At 70.5% G+C, this 18,497-nt stretch carries 16 protein-coding genes; 3 read left to right on the plus strand and 13 right to left on the minus strand.

Features of this window, described 5'->3' with window-relative positions; all coding sequences use genetic code 11:
- Positions 1-141: 141 nt before the first annotated feature.
- On the minus strand, positions 142-1,431 hold the full coding sequence (gene aceA, locus LBC97_03815; GenBank protein ID MDR2565183.1) for an isocitrate lyase: 1,290 nt from the start codon (positions 1,429-1,431) through the stop codon (positions 142-144).
- A 163-nt stretch (positions 1,432-1,594) separates the two neighbouring features.
- Here aceA and LBC97_03820 point away from each other — a divergent pair, with 163 nt between their 5' ends.
- The gene (locus tag LBC97_03820) at positions 1,595-3,130 is read left to right on the plus strand and encodes a helix-turn-helix domain-containing protein (protein ID MDR2565184.1); all 1,536 of its coding nucleotides are present in this window, start codon (positions 1,595-1,597) and stop codon (positions 3,128-3,130) included.
- A 516-nt stretch (positions 3,131-3,646) separates the two neighbouring features.
- Here the strand turns inward: LBC97_03820 and LBC97_03825 are convergent.
- From LBC97_03825 to LBC97_03870, 10 genes are all read right to left on the minus strand, one after another.
- Positions 3,647-4,576, minus strand: a complete 930-nt coding sequence (locus tag LBC97_03825; protein MDR2565185.1) for an LLM class flavin-dependent oxidoreductase — start codon at positions 4,574-4,576, stop codon at positions 3,647-3,649.
- Positions 4,573-5,163, minus strand: coding sequence for a peroxidase-related enzyme (locus LBC97_03830; GenBank protein ID MDR2565186.1), 591 nt, complete (start codon positions 5,161-5,163; stop codon positions 4,573-4,575). Before LBC97_03830 ends, LBC97_03825 begins: the two co-directional genes overlap by 4 nt.
- Positions 5,160-6,311, minus strand: coding sequence for a hypothetical protein (locus tag LBC97_03835; protein ID MDR2565187.1), 1,152 nt, complete (start codon positions 6,309-6,311; stop codon positions 5,160-5,162). The genes LBC97_03830 and LBC97_03835 overlap by 4 nt, the downstream gene beginning before the upstream one ends.
- A gap of 22 nt (positions 6,312-6,333) precedes the next feature.
- Entirely contained in the window at positions 6,334-7,872 is a 1,539-nt protein-coding gene (locus tag LBC97_03840) for an amidohydrolase family protein (protein ID MDR2565188.1), read from the minus strand.
- Entirely contained in the window at positions 7,869-8,774 is a 906-nt protein-coding gene (locus LBC97_03845; protein ID MDR2565189.1) for an ABC transporter permease, read from the minus strand. The genes LBC97_03840 and LBC97_03845 overlap by 4 nt, the downstream gene beginning before the upstream one ends.
- Entirely contained in the window at positions 8,771-9,565 is a 795-nt protein-coding gene (locus LBC97_03850) for an ABC transporter ATP-binding protein (GenBank protein ID MDR2565190.1), read from the minus strand. The genes LBC97_03845 and LBC97_03850 overlap by 4 nt, the downstream gene beginning before the upstream one ends.
- Positions 9,562-10,584 (minus strand): dihydrofolate reductase family protein, encoded by a 1,023-nt coding sequence (locus tag LBC97_03855; protein ID MDR2565191.1) that lies wholly within the window; start codon positions 10,582-10,584, stop codon positions 9,562-9,564. Before LBC97_03855 ends, LBC97_03850 begins: the two co-directional genes overlap by 4 nt.
- A 247-nt stretch (positions 10,585-10,831) precedes the next feature.
- On the minus strand, positions 10,832-11,677 hold the full coding sequence (locus LBC97_03860; protein ID MDR2565192.1) for an ABC transporter ATP-binding protein: 846 nt from the start codon (positions 11,675-11,677) through the stop codon (positions 10,832-10,834).
- The gene (locus LBC97_03865; protein ID MDR2565193.1) at positions 11,674-13,014 is read right to left on the minus strand and encodes an iron chelate uptake ABC transporter family permease subunit; all 1,341 of its coding nucleotides are present in this window, start codon (positions 13,012-13,014) and stop codon (positions 11,674-11,676) included. The genes LBC97_03860 and LBC97_03865 overlap by 4 nt, the downstream gene beginning before the upstream one ends.
- Positions 13,011-14,069: a putative F420-0 ABC transporter substrate-binding protein gene (locus LBC97_03870; GenBank protein ID MDR2565194.1), complete on the minus strand. Its 1,059-nt coding sequence runs from the start codon at positions 14,067-14,069 to the stop codon at positions 13,011-13,013. The genes LBC97_03865 and LBC97_03870 overlap by 4 nt, the downstream gene beginning before the upstream one ends.
- 503 nt (positions 14,070-14,572) lie before the next feature.
- Here LBC97_03870 and LBC97_03875 point away from each other — a divergent pair.
- Both LBC97_03875 and cofE read left to right on the plus strand, forming a co-directional pair.
- Positions 14,573-15,574 carry a TIGR03557 family F420-dependent LLM class oxidoreductase gene (locus LBC97_03875; GenBank protein MDR2565195.1) on the plus strand — a complete coding sequence of 334 codons (1,002 nt, stop codon included), beginning with the start codon at positions 14,573-14,575 and terminating at the stop codon, positions 15,572-15,574.
- A gap of 16 nt (positions 15,575-15,590) precedes the next feature.
- Complete coding sequence (gene cofE, locus LBC97_03880) at positions 15,591-16,358, plus strand: coenzyme F420-0:L-glutamate ligase (protein ID MDR2565196.1); 768 nt, start codon at positions 15,591-15,593, stop codon at positions 16,356-16,358.
- Here the strand turns inward: cofE and LBC97_03885 are convergent.
- Positions 16,355-17,236, minus strand: coding sequence for an LLM class flavin-dependent oxidoreductase (locus LBC97_03885; protein ID MDR2565197.1), 882 nt, complete (start codon positions 17,234-17,236; stop codon positions 16,355-16,357). The two genes, cofE and LBC97_03885, sit on opposite strands and share 4 nt — an antisense overlap.
- A 43-nt stretch (positions 17,237-17,279) precedes the next feature.
- Entirely contained in the window at positions 17,280-18,314 is a 1,035-nt protein-coding gene (locus LBC97_03890; GenBank protein ID MDR2565198.1) for an LLM class flavin-dependent oxidoreductase, read from the minus strand.
- Between the last annotated feature and the right edge of the window lie 183 nt (positions 18,315-18,497).

The following is an 18,497-nucleotide window of genomic DNA, read 5'->3' on the forward strand; positions in this document are numbered from 1 at the left end:
TTCGGGGGTGCTCCGGTGAACCCAGATGCACGGCATCGGACAAAGTGCGTAGGTGCCTTGAAGGCCCGTGCGTAACCCCTTGATGGTAACAAGACGGGTTGCGCACGGGCCTTGTCCCGAAGGACCGCTGCGGCGTTCGGGTCAGAACTGCGCGGCCTCGGTCGAACCGCTCAGAGCCGTGGTGGCGGACTGCGGGTTCAGGGTGGTGGCGATCTTGTCGAAGTAGCCGGTGCCGACCTCGCGCTGGTGGCGCGTGGCGGTGTAGCCGCGGGACTCCGCCTCGAACTCCTTGGTCTGGAGCTCAACATAGGCGGTCATGCCGCGGTCGCGGTAGCCGTCCGCCAGGTCGAACATGGCGTAGTTGAGGGCGTGGAAGCCGGCCAGCGTGATGAACTGGAACTTGTAGCCCATGGCGCCCAGTTCGCGCTGGAACTTGGCGATCGTCGCGTCGTCCAACTTGGCGCGCCAGTTGAAGGACGGCGAGCAGTTGTACGCGAGCAGCTGGTTCGGGAACTCGGCGTGGATCGCCTCGGAGAACTGGCGAGCCAGCTCGAGGTCCGGCGTGGCGGTCTCAACCCACAGCAGGTCCGCGTAGGGGGCGTACGCCTTGCCGCGCGCGATGATCACGTCCAGGCCGGGAGTGGTCCGGTAGAAGCCCTCCGAGGTCCGCTCGCCGGTCAGGAACGGCTTGTCGCGATCATCCACGTCCGAGGTGATCAGGTCCGCGCCCAACGAGTCGGTCCGCGCCACTACCACGGTGGGCACGCCGGCCACGTCCGCCGCCAGGCGGGCGGCGTTGAGGGTGCGCACATGCTGTTGCGTCGGGATGAGCACCTTGCCGCCCATGTGGCCGCACTTCTTGGCCGAGGCCAGCTGGTCTTCCCAGTGCACGCCCGCCGCGCCGGCCTCGATCATGGCCTTCATGAGCTCGTAGGCGTTGAGTTCGCCGCCGAAGCCCGCCTCCGCGTCCGCCACGATTGGCGCGAACCAGTCGCGTACGGCCTTGCCCTGCTCGATGAACTCGACCTGGTCGGCCCGCTCGAGGGCGTTGTTGATGCGCCGCACGATCGCCGGGACCGAGTTGGCAGGGTAGAGCGACTGGTCCGGGTAGGTCTGCGAGGCCAGGTTCGCGTCCGCGGCGACTTGCCAGCCGGACAGGTAGATGGCCCTGAGGCCCGCCTTGACTTGCTGGACGGCCTGGTTGCCGGTCAGCGCGCCGAGCGCGTTGACGTAGCCGTCGGCGTGGATCGCCTCCCAGAGCTTCTCCGCGCCGCGCTTGGCGAGCGTGTGGTCTTCTTGGAACGAACCGCGCAGAGCGATCACGTCTTCGGCGTTGTACGTGCGCTTGACATCGGCCCAGCGGGGGTCTGTCTGCCACGAACGGGCGAGTTCGGCGGCGGTTTGGGTCTGGTCTCCGGGACGGATGGTCATGTGGTCTGCCTCTCCATTGAAGGTGTTTGCGCGGCTCCGAGCCTTTCTGCGGTGCCGCTTTTATTTGACCTTAAGATATTTCCCGGCTTGGCGCCAGCTCACCTTGGTGAAAAATGGCGGAAATTTCCAGCTCGCGGAAATTTGAGCGTAGTACCATTGGGGCATGCGTGATGCCGTCGCCAAGGCCGCCGTTTCCCCGTCCGCTGCGCCGGGCTCGGGCGGCCAGCCGGTCCCCATCCAACCCCCGCCCAAGGCGCTGCGCATGCCCAGGGACGGGATCGACCCCTTGGTGATTGGGCGGCGGATCAGATTCTTCCGGCTCCAAAAGGGGCTCAAACTGGAGGAACTGGCGGCGGTGGCGGGGCGGGCGGCATCGGGCATATCGGCGATCGAAAACGGGCTGCGGAGCCCCACGCTGGCGCAAATCGGGGCGATCGCGGCCGCGTTGGGGGTGGCCCCACGGGCCCTGTTCGACCCGAGCCCGCCCACCGAAAGGGACGCCCTCGAAATCGAATGGGAGCGGGTGCAGCGGGACCCGGCCTACGCGGCGCGCGGGCTGCCCAGGGTGAAGGTGACCCGGACGACCTCGCCGGAGGTGCTGGAGGCGCTGGTCGGATTGTCCCGCGAGCTTTACCGCGTGCGGGAGGAAAGGGTGGCCACGCCGGAGGAGGCGCGGCGCGCGAACGCCGCCTTGCGCTTGGAGATGCGGGAACAGGACGACTACTTCCCGGAGCTCGAACGGGCCGCCGCCCGGCTGCTGGACCTGGCCGGGCATGAGCCGGGCGAGCCGATGAACCAGGCCGACCTGGCCACTTTGACCGGCAAGCTGGGGTTCGAACTGCGGTTCGTGGACGATCTGCCGCAGACCACGCGGTCCGTGCTGGACACCAAGCGCCACCGGCTCTACCTGCCCCGGCAAGCGGAGGCGGTCACCGGCGACCACCGGTCTACGGTGCTGCAGGCGCTCGCCTCGCATGTGCTGGGGCACGGTGAACCGGAGGACTACATGGCGTTCCTGCGCCAGCGCGTGGAGGCGAACTACCTGGCGGGGGCGGTCTTGATGCCGGAAAGCGCGGCGGTGCTGGCGCTGGGGAGCGCCAAGGCGCGCCGTGCGCTGGGAATCGAGGAGTTCCGGGACGCGTTCACCGTCTCCTATGAGATGGCCGCCCACCGGTTCGTCAACCTGTCGACCCGGCACCTGGGGATCCGGGTGCACTTCGCCAAGGTCCACTCCTCCGGGGTGATCCACAAGTCCTATGAGAACGACGGGTCGCTGTTCCCGACCGACCCCCTAGGGGCCATCGAAGGCCAGTTCATGTGCCGCTACTGGGCGGGCAGGACCGTGTTCGAGGCGTCCCGGCCGCGAGATCGTTACTGCCAATACACCGACACCCCGCGCGGGACGTTCTGGGCCACCGCCCACTTGAAGCAAACGCGGGACGGGATCTTCTCGGTCTCAGTTGGGTGCCGCCTTGAGGACGCCAAATGGTTCGCGGGCGCGGACACGCGCGTCCGCATGCGCTCCGACTGCCCCGACCCGTCCTGCTGCGCCACGCCCCCCGCTGACCTGGCCGAAGAGTGGGAAGGCTGGGCCTGGCCGGCGGCGCGCCCGCACTCCTCGGTGCTGGCGGCCATGCCCACCGGGGCGTTCCCGGGCGTGGACCTGACGGACGTGTACGAGTTCCTAGAACGCCAATGACGCACGGGGCCGGCGGGCCGAGACGGGACCCTCCCGCCTTTCACCAGGCGCCGTCCCTATCTGGCGCAGGCCACATCATCTGCCCACATGGGCGCCGTTTCCAACAAGGCCAGCGGCGAGTTTGACCCAAGACACGATCCTGATCCGGTGGTGGATCACGAAGAGCTCGGAGGCTGTATTTGGGGCTTGAAGACCGGCCGTTGAGGCGCCAAGTGCAACTGAAATCACGATCGTGATCCGGTGGTGGATCACGAAGGGCTCGAAGGTTGCATTTGGGGCTTGGAGACGGGCCGTTGGGGGGCCAAGTGCAACTGAAATCACGATCGTGATCCGGTGGTGGATCACGAAGGGCTCGGGGGTTGCATTTGGGGCCTGAAGCGCGCCCGTTGAGGGGCCAAGTGCAACTCCAATCACGATCCTGATCCGCAGGTGGATCACGAAGAGCTCGGAGGTTGCATTTGGGGCCTGGACCGGGCCCGGACGGGGTGGATGGCGGGTCGGCGGCTTGCCGCCCGCCTACGCGGCTAGCGCGTGGTACGCGGGGATGATCGTCTCCACCAGGGCCTCGACCGCCGCGAGCGAAGCCTGGTCTGACTGGCCGGGGATGATCGACAGGTCAACTATGCCCGCGCGTTCGTAGGCGGCGAAGAGTTCCGCGAGCTCTTGGGGCGATCCGACCGCCTCATAACCGCCGTAGGGGCCGTCAACCACGCCGGTCGGCCCGGAGCCAGAACCCGCAGAACCAGCAGAACCAACAGAACCCGCCAGCCGCAGCGGCATTCTCAACGCCAGCCCCTTGCCGCCCCGTGCGTACCAATCGGCCGCCGCCGCCTCGATCTGGTCGACCGGCTTCAACTGGAGTTGCACCGGCCAGCCCCGGCGGAGCGCCTGCCTGGTGGTGGCGGGTCCTCCCGCCAGCCACAACTCCGGCGCCACCCCGTTGTGGGGAACGGGCGAAAGCCGGCCCCAGTCCGGATAGGTCGCCACCTCGGAGGAGTGCGCCCTTCCGGCGAAGGCGGCCTCAAGCGCGTCCAGCGAGGCGGCGAGCCGCCGCCCCCGCCGGTTGTAGTCCAGCCCCAGGAAAGCGAATTCGCGTTCCCACATGCCGGGCGTCAACGCCAAGACGAAGTTGCCCTCCGTCAGCTGGTCCAACGTGGCCGCCTGTTTGGCCAGCCAAGTCACGTCCCGCAGGGGCAGCACAGAGGCGCACACACCGACCCGCGCGCCGGGATGGCGCCCGGCCAGCAAAGCCAGCCAAGTGATCGGCTCCATCCCGCCGGACCAGGGCTTGAACTCCTCGACGTAAAGCAGGCCCTCGCCCAGCCAGAAGCTGTCGATCCCGCCCGCGAACGCCGCGTCCGCGACGGCCAGCATCCCGGCGCGGGTGGAGGCGAAAGGCGAGATGCCGATCCGCATCCGCCCTCCGCCCGCCACCGGCGGGCTCATCGCGGCACCGCGTGAAGGGCGTGCCGCTCCGGGATCGCGGAGCGAAGCCCCAGGCCGGTGGCCACGCGGTTGGTGTAGGCGTAATAGGCGACCAGGTTGTTCAGGGCGACAATGTCCGCATCGCCCAGTCCAACAGCGCGCAGGCCCTGGATGTCGGCCTCGGTGACGGCGCCGGGCGTGGCGGCCAGCAATCCGGTGTACCGGATGACGGCGTCCAGGCGGGAATCCCCGGTTTGCGGATCCAACGGCGTGGCGGCCGCGCGCGAAACCAAGTCCGAGTCGGCGTCAAGCTGCTCCAAGGCGAGCCGGGCGCCGGAGGCGCAATGCGGGGTGGCGTTGACCACCGACGTCACGTACACCACCAGCTTCTGCTCCAACGCGGTCAAACCGCCCAGCGAGCCTTCCACCACCTTGTACAGCCGCAGCCGTTCCAGCACCAGTTCCGGGTGCAGCGAGCCAAGCTGGGTGTATTCGGTCGGTTCGCCCAGGCGCGCCGCCTGCCAGTCGTAAGCCTCTTTCAGCGTGCCCGTGGCGTCCTCGGGGGCGATGGTCTTGACCCATGCCACCGGCCGAATTGCCGCGCTCACAGCTTCAACTCCGGGTCGATGAACTCGTTGGTGGCGAAGTCGCCCACCTTCAGGTCCTGGCTGACCTCAATGCCGTCTGCGGCCACCGCGTCGCGGTAGGTGTCGATGAACTCCGCGAACGTGTCCAGCGGCAGCGACCCGTAGGCGCCGTCCGGCCCGTTGGCGATCAACCTCTCTTCGACCAGGGTCTTGGCCGCCCAGTCGAGCAGCCCGTCGCTGAGTTCCCAGCCCGAGCCGGTGAACCCGGCGGCCGTCTCCTCGAGCGCCTTGTTGCCGGCGGACGGGTCCTTGGCGTAGTCGATCCCGGCTTGCTGGAAGATCGGCACCAGCCCCGCGAGGCATTCGCGGTTGTCCTCCAACCGGTCCGAGCGGATCGACAGCTGGTGGTACAAAGCCGGGTATTCCTCGCCCACGTTGATCCACTTCAGCGGCTTGTTCCACTCCGGCAGGTCGTTCTGATATTGGTAGATCTCGGAAGTCAGATAGCCCTGTTGGACCACGTTGCCCTCCTCGATGACGAACCGCGCCGGGTCGCCGCTGTACGAGTTGTCGATTTGCGCCTGATCCAACAGGCCCTCCGCCAACAGCACCTTCAGGTACGGCGCCGATTCGACGGTCAGGACGGTCACCCCGGCCTCTTTGATGTCCGTCAAGTTGTCGAAGTCCCAGTCTTGGTTGCCCCAATAGAGGACCAGCGGCACGCGCTGCAACGGCGTGAACACGGCGACGGTTGGGAACTCTTTGGCGTTCTCAATGGACTGTTCGGTCGAGGTCACCCCCAGCAGCACCGAATCGTCCTTGTAGAGGAGGGAGGTGGTGGATTGGAACCCGACTGCCGCCCCGCCGGAGTGGACGGCCAGGTTCACCCCCGTTTCGCCCAACGGGCCGGAGTAGGTGAAGGTGTTCGCGTCCACGTCGCCACCGGGCCCGATCAGGTGGAACAGGAAGCCGTAGTCGGCTTGCGGCCACCAGTCGATTTGCACGTCGACCGTGTCGGGGCACACGCCCTTCAAGTCGGTCGCGTAAACGCCCGCGGAGGGCCCATCGGCCGAAGCGCCGACTGCGGGCGGTGGTTCCTTCTCCGCCGAGCAAGCGGTCAGCGTCAACGCCGCGATCAGGAGGGGCGCGGCCAGAGCGGCCTTGGACATGATGTTCTCCTTTGCCTATTGGTTAGGTCGTTACTTGGGTTGGGGTAGGGGTTTTGCAAGCTAGGTGCCCGATGCCGTCCGCCCCCGCCCACGGCACCGGCTCACGTTGGGTTTCGGTACGGGCGACGAGGGAACCGCCCTTGAACACCAGCCGTTCGGGCGGCGCGAAGGCGACCAGTTCTTGGGGCGAGCGGGCGCGGGCCACCAGCAGGTCGGCGGCGGCGCCGGGCGCGGGGCCGGCCGGGCCCAGGCCCAGCGTGGACCGGGCGGCCTGGGTGACGGCGTGCAAAGCCTCGGCGATGGTCAAGTGCGCGCCCGCGACCAGCAGGGCGGCTGTTTCCAGGGGGTCGGGGCGGCCCACCAGGTTGAAGGCGTCCAGGAGGTTGTCAGCCCCGCCGGCCACGTTGACTCCGGCGTCCAGCAGGTCCCGCACGGCGGTGATGCCGCGCTGAACGGGCGAGGCGGCCTCCCGTCCTTGCAGGTAGAGGTTGGTCAACGGCAATGTCACCACGTTGACGCGGGCCTGCGCGAGCTTCGCAGCGGTCGCGGCGATCCGTTCGGGCGGTTGCAACGCCAACGAGCAGACGTGGTCCACGGTCACCGGTACGCCCAATGCGCCGGCCCGTTCGGCCACGTCCTCCAACAGGAAGTGCGCCGGGTCCAGCGTCTCGTCCAGGTGCAGGTCCAGCGGGACGCCGCCTTGCGCGGCCGTGTCCAGGATTATGGCGAGCGCCTCGCCGGGCGCCGGGTCGAAGTTCGGCGCCCCGCCGATCCCGTCCGCCCCGGCTTCGATGGCGCGCTCGATCAAACGGCGCTGGGACAGTCCGTCCCGGCCGGTGACCGGCAGCCCGAAGGAGGGGAAGACTTGCAGGTCAACCCAGGGGGCCACGGCCTTCTTGACGGCCAGAAGGCGCTCCAACGGGTCAAGCCCGGTGGCCGCCCCGGTGTCCACATGGGTCCTGAAGGCGGTCACGCCGGCGGCCAGGCCGTCCGCCAGCACGCGCAGGGCGCGTTCTTCGAGGTCGTGGTAGCGCTCGCGGGGGCCCACGGCCATCCATTTGTCGATGGCGCCGGGCAGGTCGCCGCGCGGGTTGGCAACCCTGTCTGCCGTCAGCGCCTTGTCAAGGTGGGTGTGGGGCTCCGCCAAGGCGGCCAGGACCACATAGCCGGGCAGTTCAAGCACGGTGTGGCGCCCGGCCTTCGCCGCGCCCTGGGGCGCGACCCGCTCCACCACCCCCCCGGTGATCACCACGTCGCTGGGGGCGTCCAAGAGTTGGCCCCGGACGGGCCGGACCCCGCGCAGGATCCAGTCGCGCTCGGCGTGGTCAACGCTCGCGGCAGGCGGGGTTCGAGCCGCATGCGGCCCACCTTGGGCTGGGGCTGGTGCTGCGGCGGGCGGGGTTCGAGCCGCATGCGGCCCGCTCTGGGCTGGGGCGGCGCCGCCGGGGTGAGCCGACTGCGGCTGTCCGGAGCCGACCGGCCCGCTGGCGGCGCGCGCCGGTACCGGCGACGGCTGCTCGCCGGCCGGCCCGGACGGCTTTGGGTCCCCGGGCCCGCTCATGCTTCGCGCCCCGCGCCGGCCCGCCGGCCGGTCTCATGCCACTTGCCCACCACCGCCTGCGACAGCAGGCCGAACGCCCAGAACACGGCGATCCCGAAGCTTGAGGCCAAGATCACCCCGGCGAACAACTGCGCGGAACGCAGGTGCTGGGTGTAGGCGTCCAACAGGCGCCCGATCCCGGCCTGGCCGTGCCGGAAGAAGTAGTCACCGACTATGGCGCCGGTGACGGACAGCCCGGCGGAGATCCGCCAGCCCGCCAGCACTGACGGCAGGGCGCCCGGGATCAGCAGCTTGAGGACCTTGTCGCGCCAGGAGGCGCCGTAAAGGCGGAACAGGTCGCGGTGCGCCTCGGTGGCGGACTGCAAGCCGAACAGCGTGTTGGTGATGATGGGGAAGAGCGCGATCATCACGCAGACCAGGACCCGTGAGCCGAAACCGTAGCCGAACCAGAAGCTGATCAGCGGAACCAAAGCCAGGATCGGGATGGTTTGGAGGATCACGGCCCACGGGTAGATGGACCGTTCCAGCCAGATCGCCTGGCTCATCGCCAGCGCGACGAGCGACCCGAGCACTATCGCTATGGCCAGCCCGACCACCGCGACCGATGCCGTCTGCGACAAGCCCGCCAGCAACTCGCCCCGGTTGCGGTCATCCAGGAACCCGATCCGGACCACGTCGCTGGGCGGAGGCAGGATGAACCGGCGGGCCGGGCTCATGATTTGCGTGGAGAAGTACTCCCAGAAGGCCAGCAAGACGACGGTGGTCACCACCGGCAGAGCCAGGTTCTTGGCCCGTTTGCGCAAGCGCGCGGTCCAGGGCGCGCGCCCCGCCGGCGCGGGGCCGCCGTTCTTTGGGTTCGCGTCCGGTTTGCGCCGGAGCGCGGGGGCGGCCGGGGCGCTCATGACGCGCCCGCCGTCGTGGCCTTGTGACGTAGCGCGTGGGTGACCTCTGCGACCGCCCCGGCGTAGGCCGAACTGAGCCGGAACTCCGGGTCGCGAGGTTGCGCCGCCGCCACCGGTATCTCCGCCACGATCCGCCCGGGGCGAGCCGACATCACCAGCACGCGGCTGGACAGGTACACGGCTTCCGCCACGGAGTGGGTCACGAACACGCCCGCGAAGCGTTGGCGGGCCGCCAACGCGCTCAGTTCGTCGCCCAGGTTCTGACGGGTGATCTCATCCAGCGCGGCGAACGGCTCGTCGAACAAGAAAACGTCCGGTTCGCCGGTCAGCGCGCGGGCCAGCGACACGCGCATGCGCATGCCACCGGACAGCGTGGCCGGGAGAGCCTGTTCAAAGCCGCCCAGGCCGGTCAACTCGATGGCCCAGGCGACTTTGGCGGCCCGCTCGGCCCGGGGCGCGTGGGCCAACTCGAGCCCCAAGCCGATGTTCGCCGCCACCGACCGCCACGGCAGCAAGGTCGGGTCCTGGAAGACGTAGCCGATCGAGTTGGTCGCGCTCACAATCCGGCCCGCGGTGGGACGGTCCAGTTTGGCGGCCAACCGCAGCAGGGTCGACTTCCCGCAGCCGGACGGCCCCACAATGGCGACGAACTCGCCCGGCTTGATCGTCAGCGAGGTGGGCGCCAAGGCCTCCACCCCGCCCGGGAACACCCGGCCGATCTCCTGAAAGTCCAGCACGCCGGCTTGGACGGGGGCGTCGGCGCGCCCTTCGAGTTGGGAAACCGCGGTCATGACGCACCACCCTGAATCGGCTTGTAGCGGGAACGGAGGAACAGCAGGTCGCCTGCCTTGCGCACGCTGATCAACTGTGAGACCGGGGCGGCCTCGGGCTGGAACGCCACGCCTTCCACCACCGTGGGCCGGTGGGCGTTCGGGGCGGCGCCGATCACCAGGGGCGACAGGGTGAAGAACTCCTCGTGGATCGCGCCGGCGGCCAAGAACCGGGCGTAGACCGTTGGCCCGCCCTCGCAAATGATCCGGCGGGCGCCGTACTTGGCGTGCAGCCGGGCGACCAGTTCGTTCGGATCCACCCAGTCGGCATCGAAAACCTCCACCGCGATGTCGGTGCGGCCCGCCTGAGCCGAGGCGTCGCGGGCCGGGCCGGCCGGTGGCGTGGCCGGAGACTGGGCGCCCCGGCGGGTTGGCCGCGCGGGCGGATCGCTGAGGCCGGGCTCGGGGACCGAGTCGGGCGCCGGTCCGGCGGGGGACCCGGAACTGGCGAACTCGATGGCGGCGCGGGCGCCCCGGCGGGTGGTGGCGATCACGGCCTTGGAGCCGGGGCGGCGCCACACGTCCGCGTCGGGGCGCACCCGGCCGCTGGCGGACAAGATGACCGGGAGCATTTCGGGGCGCAGGCCCTCTTGGCGGCGGAGTTCGGCCAGCGGCTCCGCCAGGGCCGGCTCGGTCGAACCGACCGTGAAACCGACCTCGGGCGCGATCAGCAGGGAGGCGTCGCCCAGCACGCAGGCGTCCGCGCGGCCGCGCAGCAGCGCCATCAGCCAGCGGTCGTTGTCAATCCCGACCGGCAGTTGGTCCGGCAGGTAGGCGCCGGGCTGGTTGAAACTGACTCGGCCGTCGCGTGAGACGATGAAATTCGAATAGACGTAGGGCTCATCGGCCGGCAGGGTCCACGGACCGTAGACGTCGGCGAACGGCTCCGGGAGCGCGGCGCCGGTCGCGGCGTCTTCCGCCTCGAACAGTTGCTCGAAGGGGAACCCAGGGGCCTTTGGGCCTGCGGCCTGTGTTGTCATGATCCGTATCTCAGGTGGGGCCAGCGGTCCGCCGGCGGTCGAATGTGGGAATGCGAGGGGGAGACTTCAGCCAGGTCAGCGCATTCGCCCGGACATTCGGGCAGGACAGCGTGCGGCGGACAGGGGACGCCGCTGGATCGCTGTGCTCTGGATCACAGGAGGAGTGTGGTGGCCCCGGCGTTCGGCGTCAACGCGAGGCTCTGAACAGCCAGTCCGGTCGGGCTGAAAACGCGGGTCAGGGCCGTCTTTACAATTCTCCGCATTCTGGCCGCTCTGCCGTGGCCACGGCCGGGAACGCGAACAGCAACCCCCGGCCGTCCGGCCGCTCCACCAATTCGCACGGCAAACCATAGACCCGCTCCACCAAGGCGCTGGTCAGGACCCGGTCGGCGGGGCCGTCCGCCAGCACCCGCCCGCCCGCCAGCGCCACCACGCGGTCCGCCACCGCCGCCGCAAAGGCCAAGTCGTGGACCGCCGCCATCACGGCCAGCCCGTCGGCCGCCAGGGCGCGCAGCCGCGCCGCCAACTCGGCGCGGGCTTTGACGTCGAGGTGCGCGTCCGGCTCGTCCAACAGCAACACCGCCGGGGTTTGGGCCAGCGCCCGCGCCAGCCGCACCCGTTGGCGTTCGCCGTCGGAGAGCGTCGCGAAGCCCCTTTCGGCCAGTTCGGCCACGCCCGTCCGGGCCATTGCGCCAAGGACCACCTCGTCATCCCGCCGGCTGGGCTGGGCGAGGGCCGGCCGGTGCGGGTAGCGCCCAAGCTCCACAACCGCGCGCACGCGCAAAGCGGGATCCGGCTCCTCTTCGGCGGCCACCAGCGCCAGGCGCTGGGCCCGCTGGCGCGGGCTGAGGGCCAAGAGGTCGTCGCCGTCCAAGAGGACCCGGCCGTTGGCTTTGACCAGGCCGCACACGGCGCGCAACAGCGTCGACTTGCCCGCCCCGTTGGCGCCGATCACGGCCGTGACCTCGCCCGCCGCCGCGTGGATGGCGGTCGCGTGAAGCAAATGCCGCCCGTCCACGCGGACCGACAGGTCCCGTGCCGCGAGGCCTGGCCGCGTTGCCGGCTGGCGGTGCTGGGGGGTGGGGGACGTCATCGGACAACGCCTCTTGAGCGGGCGAGGATCCAGGCGAACACGGGCGCGCCGATCCCGGCGGTGACAATGCCCACGGGCAGTTCGGCCGGGGCGATGGCCAGGCGCGCCAACGTGTCCGCGGCCAGGAGGAAGACCGCGCCCGTGGCGGTGGCCAGGGCCAGGGCGGAGCGGGCGGACGGCCCGATGGTCAGGCGCACAATGTGGGGGACCACCAATCCCACAAAGCCGACCGCGCCGGACTGGCAGACCATGGCGCCCGTCAGGAGGGCCACCGCGACAAGGATCAGGCGGCGGGTCGCCCCCACCCGAACCCCCAAGGCGGCAGCCGCTTGGTCGCCAAAACCGAAGGCGGCCAAAGTGGGCCCCAACCGGACCAAGACCGGGGCCGCCAGCGCGAGAGCGCCGCCCGTGATCGCCACCGAATACCAGGTCGACCCGGCCAAAGAACCCATCAGCCAACCCATGACCTCGCGGAAGGCGTCCCCCCGGCTGGATGTGAACACCACCAGGGAAACCAGCGCGGAAGCCCCCTGGCCCACGGCCAGGCCCGCCAGGATGGCGCGGGTCGGCGTCAACCGGCCCATGGCCGCCGCCAAACCGAGCGCGGCGGCGAGCGCCGCCGCCGCGCCTGCGAAGGCGGCCAGTGGCAGAAGCAGCGTCAAGCCGCTGAGCAGCACCAACACCGCCCCGAGCGATGCGCCCGAGGACAGGCCGAGCAAGTACGGATCGGCCAGCGGATTCCGCGTCAGCCCCTGGGTCACCGCGCCCGCCAAGGCGAGGCCCGCGCCCACCGCCGCCGCCGTGAGCGCTCGCGGCAACCTGATCTGCCAAACGATGGTGTGGGCTGTGGAGCCGTCCGGGGCCTCGCCGCCGGTCCCGAGAAACGCCGCCCACAACTCGGCCGGGCCCAGCTGGACCGGCCCCAGCGCCACGGCCGCCGCCAAAGCCAGGGCCAGCGCGATCAGGACGAGCGCCCAATAGACGGGTGTCTTCAGGGCCCGGCGGCCACGGCGGGGCGGCTGGGCGCTGGAACCGCCGCCCGGTCGGCGGGAAACGCCTGCGCTGACGGCTCGGGCCGGGCGGGGCTCGCGCGCCTGGCCCAAGCCGGCACCGGCTCGCCGGGCGGGCATCGGCGCGGCAGGGCCGGTGGCGCCAGCGGGATGCTGGGTGGGCTCCGGCGCCTCGGCGGGGCCGTTGTCGCGGGACGGATGGGGTTTCGGGGCGGGGCTGGCGCTGGCAGTTGGGCGTGGGCCGGGCGCTGGGGCCTTGACGGCATCGGCGCCGTTTTGCCGGCCAAGCGGTGGAGCCCCGGCCGGGCCGGTGCGCGTGTCGGTCACGGCAGGTCCAACGCGCTTAGCTGTTGGGCGAGGTCCTGGGCGGCTTGCACCGTGCGGACTCCCGCCTCGGTGGCCGCGAACGGGACGGTCACGTAGCGCTTGGCTTTGACGGCGGCGAGGTCCCGCGTCAGCGGCGAGCCCTCGAGGAACTCGATCTTGTGCGCCGCGCTGTTCCAAGTCGAGTCCACCAACACCAGCACCGCCGGGTCGGCCGCCGCGACTGCCTCCCACGAATAGGAGGTCCAGGACCCGGGCTCCCCGGCGGCTATGTTGGCCAGGCCCGCCGCGTCCATGATCAACTGGGGCGCGCCCGCGCCGGCGCCCACGTACGGGGTGTCGGTGGCCGAAGACCACCACAGCGCCGTGTTGCCGCCGCCGGTCGGCGCGATGCTCGCGAGGGCCGACCGCTGATCGGCGACCAGTCGGGCAGCCGCGTCCGGAGCGCCGAACACGTCGCCCGCCTCCGTGATCGCGTCGAAGATGTGCTCAAAAGTCAGCGGCGAGGGCTCGTAGCCTTCGGCCCGGCAAGCGGCCGGGGCCACATAAGTGCCAATCCCCAGGGACTCCAAACGCTCCCGTTCGGCGATCCCGGTCGCGGTCAGCGTGGACTCCCAACCCGCGAAGACGAAGTCCGGCTCCAAGCCCACCACGGCCTCAAGGGATGGCACCTTTTCCGCCAGGGGCTGCGCCACGGCGGCGGCGGCCCCCGGCTGATCCGCCAGCCACTCCGGCAAGGGGCCGTCCAAGTAGGCGCTCCCCGCGATCCGCTCCCCCAGCCCCAGGGCAATCAACAACTCCACGGTGGCGGACTTGACCGCGACGATCCGCTGGGGCGGCGCGTCCACCGTCACCTCATGCCCGCAGTTGTCAACCGTCAAGGGGTAGGCGGGAGTGGGGGCCGCAGCGTTGGTCGGGGCGCTGGTCGGGGCCGAATCGGCCGGGGGCGGGGAGGCGCAGGCCCCGGCGGCCACCACGGCCAAGGCGGCCAGCCCGGCGTGGACCCGGCCAACGGCCCGGCGGACCCTGGCGTCAAAGCGCGGAACCTTGGCGTCCAAGCGCGGGCCCCTGGGACCCACCTGATGGCCACGGGCGTCCAAACGCGGAGGCCAGGCACCCAGCTGCGGGGCCTTGGTGCCCACACGCGGGCCCTTGTGACCCAACTGCGGGCCCCTGGCGTCTAAGCGCGGAAGCCTGGCCGCCAAGCGCGGGGCCTTGGTGCCCAACCGCATGGCCCGGAAACCGAAGTTTGTAAAGGCGGATCTGGCGCGTTTCCGGCTGTCGGCCCCTGACCAGGGTGTTCGCGGGTTCTGGGCCGCCGCGGCGCGCCGCAGGCGGGGGATTGGCAGTCTGGCCGGCGTGGAGCGGGCTGAGGAAACGCGAAACATTGGCACGTGGCACCGCCTTCGGCAGTCATTGGGAATTGACGCGGCCAATGCGGCCGTTGTTCGGTCCCCAAGGCGCCGGGGCGGCCGGGAGACTGATGCGAGGCCCCTCCGGCACGCCGAGGTTAGCACCGGTCGAACCGCCCGTGCGCGGCGGCGTCGTTACACTCGTCCGCATGTCACCCGTCACCGTTGGCCTGGCGGCCGCATTGGAACAATTCCACCCCAGCGAAATCGTCGAAACGGCCGCCTACGCCGAGGCGAAGGGGTTCGCCGGCGTGATGGCCGCGGACCATTTTCAGCCGTGGGTGCCCGCCCAAGGGCATGCCGCCTTTGTCTGGAACGTGCTCGCGGCCTTGGGCGAACGCACCGCCGGCCAGATCGCGCCGGGCGTCATCTGCCCGTCCTTCCGCTGGCATCCGGCCATGGTGGCCCAAGCCTCCGCCACATTGGGGGCCATGTACCCGGACAGGCATTGGCTTGGCCTGGGGTCGGGGGAGGCCCTCAACGAGCATGTGGTGGGCGGCTACTGGCCCGAGGCGCCAACCCGGATCAACCGGATGTTTGAGGCGATCGACCTGATCAAGAAGCTTTTCGCGGCTTCCGCCGCAGGCAAGGACACCAAATTCCAGGGCCAGTGGTTCACGCTTGAGTCGACCCGCCTGTGGACCATGCCGGCCGCTCCGCCGCCCATCCTGGTCGCGACGTCCGGGCCGGTCACGGCCAGGCGGGCCGGGAAAACCGTTGACGGCCTGATCACGGTGGGAGCCCCGCTCGAAAAGCTGGGACGGGTGGCAGAGGCTTTCGCCGCCGGGGCACGGGAAGCGGGCCGGGATCCGGACGCCATGCCCAAAGTGATCCAGGTCCACCTGTCTTGGGCCCAAACCGACGAGGAGGCCATGGCGAACGCCCTTGACCAGTGGCCCAACGGCGGCATGCGCTTCCCCAAGGGAGACATCCGCTCCCCCCACGAATTCGCCCAGCTGGCCCGTCAAGTGCGGCCGGAAGACTTCGCCGACAGGATGGTCGTCTCGGCCGATCCGGACGCGCACCGGGCCGCCCTGCAGCGCTACGTGGACGCGGGCTTCACCCGCCTGTTCATCCACAACGTGGGCCGCAACCAGCGCGAATGGGTCGACGAGTTCGCCCGTTCCGTGCTCCCGAAGTTGGCGGCCTGAGGCGATGGCCGGCGGGGTGTCAGATTGCGGGCTGCCGCTGGGGACCGTTCAGGTCCTGCCGGTGCGGGGGGTCCCGCAAGTCAAACCCGGCGACAACCTGGCCGGGCTGTTGGCCGCCGCGCTGAAGCCGTGGGCGCGGGAGGGCGACGTGCTGGTGGTGTCCTCGAAGGTGGTGTCCAAGGCGGAGGGGCGGGTCTTTCCGGCTGAGGAGCGGGACGCGCTGATCGACGCCGAGACCGTCCGCACCGTGGCGACCCGCGAGGGACCCGCCGGGAGACTGCGGATCGTGGAGAACCGCCAAGGCTTCGTGATGGCCTCAGCCGGGGTGGACCTGTCCAACACCGACCCGGGGACGGCCTTGGCGTTGCCGGTCGACCCCGACCGCTCGGCCCGCGAACTGCGGGCCGGCCTCAAGGCGCTGACCGGCCTGAAGTTGGCGGTGGTGATCGCGGACACCTCCGGACGGCCCTGGCGGCGCGGGGTCACCGACGTGGCCATCGGCGCGGCCGGGCTTGAGCCGCTGTTGGACTTGCGCGGCCAGCCGGACGCGGGCGGGCGGCTGCTCACCTCCACCTCGGTGGCGGTGGCCGACGAATTGGCGGCCGCCTCCGAACTGGTGCGCGCCAAAGCGGGCAACGTGGCCGCCGCCCTGATCCGCGGCCTGCCGGGGGTTGTGACCGACGCGGACGGGCCAGGCGCGGCGGCCCTGCGCATGCCTCCCGAACTGGACCTTTTCCGCCAGGGCGCCGCCCCGGCGGACAACTCCGCGCCCCGCCAGCCCTAACCGCTCCCGCCGCCAACGGCGGGCAGCACCTCGGTGGTGAGCAACTCGACGGCGGCCAAGCCCGCGTTGTCCTCCTCCGGCGGGATCAGGATCACAGTCGAGACGCCCAGGGCTTCGAAGCCCCGCAGGCGTTCCAGCACGCCAGCGGCGGTGGCCGGCTCGCCCGGCGGGAAGAGGGGGCCGTGGGCCGCCAGCTTGGCGCCGCCCTGCGCGAACCACCGGTTCGCCCGGTCGGCCAGCGCGGCGGGGGTTGCGCCCTGCGAGATGAAGCCCAGGCCGCGCCGCAGCGCTTTCGCCATGGTGGCCGGGCCGCCCGCCAACCACAACTCCGGGTGCGGTTTGGTGTGGGGGACCGGGCTCAACCGGTCCGGGCCGCCGCCCAGACTGCCGTCGAAAGCCGCGATCAGGCGGTCCAGGTTGCGGTCGAACAACCGGCCGCGGGCTTTGAAATCAAGACCCGCGAACTCGAACTCCTTGTCCCAATAGCCCGGCGCCAACGCGAAGACGGCGGCGCCGTTCGTCAAGTTGTCCAGGGTGGCCGCCTGTTTGGCGAGCCAAACCGCGTCCCGCAGTGGCAGGATCGATGCGCTCACCAGCAAATGGACCCCGGGGTGGCGGCCCGCCAGGAAGGCCAGCTCCGTGATCGGCTCCTGACCGCCCGCCCACAGCGGGTAGTTCGGGTCGACCAGGTATCCCTCGCCCAGCGCCAACACGTCGATCCCGCCGGCCACGGCGGAATCGACCACGCGCAGAAACCCCCGCCGGGAAGACGCTACCGGCATGATCCCGACACGGAAGGCGGGGCTGGGACGTTCCCGGACGGCATCGGGCAAAGGGGAATCCCCGGCGGCCTGGGGACTGGCGGCGGCCGGGCTCATCCTCGCCAGCCTGATTCCGGCCCTGCGGCCCGCGGCGCGAATGTCATAGGTGGCCCCCCGCGGCCGAGTTTCGCGGCGCCGGCACCCGCGCGGCGCCGGCGAGCAGGGCGATCTCCGCGAGGGTGTCAACCTCCTCGACTGTGTAGGCGGCCAAGCCGAACGCGACAATCTCCGGGGAAGCGGCTCGAACCACGCCGCGCAGGCGGTCCGCGATCTGGCCTGGGGAGCCGACCACGGCCAGGCCGTCCAACAGGGCGTCCGGCACCAACTTGCCGGCCTCTTCGGGGCCACCGTTGGCGAGGGCGGCCCGGAGTTGTTCCGCCAACTCGGGGGTGACGCCGAAGCGGTCCTTCCAGTCTGCGGGGATGTCAAGGCTCATGTACCCAAAAGCGGCCCGCAACTCGGCGATCCCCTGGGGCGTGAAAGCGATCAACGGGTGCCAAACAACCAAGGCCGGCGGCGATCCGGGAACGGACCGCGCGCTGGAGCGCGTCAAGGCGATCGCCTCTGCGACCTGGTCGATGGGTTTCCCCCCGATCAAGAACCAGTCGGCCTGCTCGCGGGCGAACCGCTCGACCCTGGGGCCCCGGCCCGCCACGGCCAGCGGCAGCCGACGTGCGGGGAAGGAGAGGCGAGCGGATATCGCGGTGACCACGCCACGATGAGTGACGGTTTGGCCGTCCAGCAGGCGGGTGACCACGTCGGCCGTTTCGGCCAGCGCCGTGAAAGGCTTGGCTGGCCGCAGGCCCAACGGCCCCAACACCAACGAGCCGCCGGCGCCCAGTCCGGCCACGATCCGCCCCGGAGCGAGTTCTTCCAGGGTTGCCAGGGCCGCGGCGGTGGCCACGGGATGGCGCGAATACGGCTGGGTGATGCCAGGGGACAAGTAGATCGAATCGGTGGCCGCGGCGATGGCCGCGAGGGTGACGTAGATGTCCCGATCAACCAGCTCGTCGGCAATGAACAGGACGACCGCGCCGCGCTTTTCCGCGTGAACGGCCAGTTCGACGAGTTTGGCGACGGGCTGGGTGCCGTGCACCCAGACGCCCCAACCTTGGGGTTCTCGCGTGCCAGACACGGCAGGAGCTTGGCGCCGCGTTGGCCACGGCGCACTCGGTGATCGCATGTTGGAATCACGTAAGAGTTTGGTCCTTGGCGGCCCCAGGCGATCAAGCCGGGCGGGTCCCGATTGTCGAGCGGGGCCGCACGCGTAACCGATAATGGATCGGCCAGCCCGGCCAATCGGGCTGACGCCGCCGCC

The organism is Bifidobacteriaceae bacterium (assembly GCA_031281585.1).
Lineage (GTDB): Bacteria > Actinomycetota > Actinomycetes > Actinomycetales > WQXJ01 > JAIRTF01.